The following is a 2,846-nucleotide window of genomic DNA, read 5'->3' as shown; positions in this document are numbered from 1 at the left end:
GGTGCGCCACGTTTCGCATAACCACCACGTACCAGTGGTGGGATAAAGTGACAATCGTGAGAAATCGAATATATACCTATGCTATAGGTTGAAACAGATACTATCACATATTGATTGAACTGATTAATCGAGTTTCAACGGGGAAGTACCGTTGATATACGGAGAAAACACATAAGTATGAGAAATGGTAAACTCATCTGTGGTATAAACACTGAGACTCCCCTATGCGATGTATGCTGTAATATACAGACGTATAAAGCGGGGTAAAGACGTAACTTGAAATCCTAAATCTGTGTACAGATACGGAATATATATAGTGCGGGTGTCCGTAACCTACGGTTAGGCAACGAAAAGATGTTTGAAGTGTCGTCATTTGTTACTCCAGAAATGGAGCCCCAATATAGTTGGAATATAGCATTCTGGTTTTGCGTATTCCCTCTTACTTGAAATAGTAAGTTGAAATGTAAGGAACAACTATTTCTCAAACCTTACTTAGAACTATCGGCATATAGTCTTGACCTAAGGGTTACAGAAAAAGGATAGATTAATCGGAACGTGGGAGAGCCTTTAAGTGGAGTTTTACAGAACGTTGAAGTTTAAAGGAAGTCAGAGGTCTCGTAGTAGTCAGAGATGGAGAAAAACCTTTACAGGGCGAAGGGGACCAGTCAACTTATCAAGTTTAACGATTCGATAGAGAAGTTCAAACTTTCTGTAAGAATGAATTGTGAACCCTAAAGGCAGGTGATGTCTTTATGAACTTTAGCACAAACTTCTCAAATGAAACTGAACTCAAAAGAGCTCAGGACAAATTATATGAATTATCAAAGAAAAATACACGTTTTCATAGCTTATATGAAATGGCATTCAATGAGACCACAATAATTACAGCTATTCATAAAATCAAAGCCAATAGAGGGGCTAACACTCCTGGTGTTGACGGACATGATATTCGAAGATATTTGCAAATGGATAAAAACAACGTTATAAAGCTAATCACTAAAGCTGCACGAAACTACAAATCCAAACCAGCCCGAAGGGTTTATATCGAAAAAGCGGATGGAAGTCAACGACCGTTAGGGATACCAACGGTCGTTGACCGTATTATTCAAGAATGTATTCGTACAATACTTGAACCAATCGTAGAAGCAAAATTTTACGACCATAGTTACGGATTCCGTCCTTACCGTAGCTCTAAACATGCTGTTAGACAAGTGAATCATTTCATTAATACTACTAAGTCTTATTATGCAATCGAAGGTGACATAAAAGGTTACTTTGATAATATCAACCACAGATTTCTAATTAAAAAACTATGGAGATTAGGCATAAGGGACAAGCGAATAATAAAGATTATTCAAATTATGCTTAAAGCAGGGTATATGGAATATGATTTTAAATTCACTACGGAAAAGGGAACTCCACAAGGCGGTATAATTTCACCCTTACTTGCAAATGTGTATCTAAATGATTTCGACTGGATGGTAGCACGTAGATTCTACAAAGCGAAACCAACTGGAATTTCAAAGGAACCGAGAAAGCAAAGGGAAAGGCTGGTTAGACAAGGTAGAAATAAATGCTACCTAGTTAGATACGCAGATGATTGGATTATACTTACTCAAACCTATCAAGAAGCAAGACGTTATCTTGAATATTTGCGCAAGTATTTCAGAATTAAGCTAAAACTTGAATTGTCTAAAGAGAAAACAGTCATAACAGACTTAAGGGAAAAGCCAGCACTCTTCTTAGGGTTTGATATTTATGCTGAAACACCTCTCCGCAGTAATAGTGGAAATATAGTTGGCAAAAACAAACCCAATCATAGAAAAGTCAGTGGTCAAATTAGTAAAGTTTGCAAAGAAATAAGGAAGATGAGGAAAGTTTTAAAAGAAGAATTTTGGATAGAACAAATCATCAAAGTTAATCAAATGCTCGAAGGATATGCGGAATATTGGAAAGTCGGTATTTGCGCGGACACATTCGATAGAATTGATTACAACGTAAATAATTCCTTATTTAGAACTTTCAAGAAATTGTTTCCTAGCGGCTACATGAGGCATAAAGTAAAAATGTGTGAGTTAGGAAACCGACCTAGTAGACACCATAAATATCAGGCAAAAACCTTCGCAATCAAAAAGGAAGGGTTTTGGGTTGGAGTCACAAAAGCTTCATATACTCCTTCGGAGTGGCTGGAAAAACCATTTAACCAAAGGACGACACCTTACACTATAGTAGGAAGAGAAATCTACTACAAACAAAGGAAGAAGCTGTTAAGGCTGGATAGACCTCATATAATGACACTACAGGATTTTTATCTCTGCAAAGATACAAAGAGTAAATATAACTTTGAATACTTTATGAACCGTGAATATGCGTATAACAGGGATAGAGGAAAATGTAGGTGCTGTAATGTCGGATTAGACTTTATGAAGGAAAATGCACATTGCCATCACATCGAACCGTACTTACCCATGGATTTAATTAATAGAGTCGCTAATCTAGCATGGGTATGTAAAGAATGTCATACATCCATACACTGTGAAAACTATGTGTTAAGTTATAATGCTAAAACAATAAAGAAAATTGACAAATTCAGAAGTAAATTACTTCAAAAATGAATCGTTAAAACTTATAGGGTTGTATCGGTGACGAACAATCTAATGAAAAAGAATTAACTCCATGTATTGAGTTAAGAAGTAGGATAAGTTGATGGAAAGCCGTATGCGTTGAAAGGCGCACGTGCGGTTTGGGGCGGGGGAAAAAGTGAAGATAACGTCAAAACTTTACCTATCGCGACCCGTAAGGGTTAGTAGCTACCCTAGCTCTTACGAGCTAGGATGCTACACATA

At 36.9% G+C, this 2,846-nt stretch carries 1 protein-coding gene; it reads left to right on the top strand.

The genetic code is table 11. The features are described from left to right. Positions 1–752: 752 nt before the first annotated feature. Complete coding sequence (gene ltrA, locus JDS96_RS30100) at positions 753–2,615, top strand: group II intron reverse transcriptase/maturase (RefSeq protein ID WP_199669042.1); 1,863 nt, start codon at positions 753–755, stop codon at positions 2,613–2,615. The last annotated feature ends 231 nt before the right edge of the window (positions 2,616–2,846 follow it).

This window comes from Bacillus cereus group sp. N21 (assembly GCF_016483395.1).
GTDB classification, from domain to species: domain Bacteria; phylum Bacillota; class Bacilli; order Bacillales; family Bacillaceae_G; genus Bacillus_A; species Bacillus_A pseudomycoides.
Note: the sequence above shows the minus strand (reverse complement) of the source record. Positions and strands in the feature narration are given on the sequence as shown.

Coding starts and splice junctions, on each gene's coding strand:
- ltrA (WP_199669042.1), top strand. CDS start 753: ATGAACTTTAGCACAAACTTCTCAAATGAAACTGAACTCAAAAGAGCT.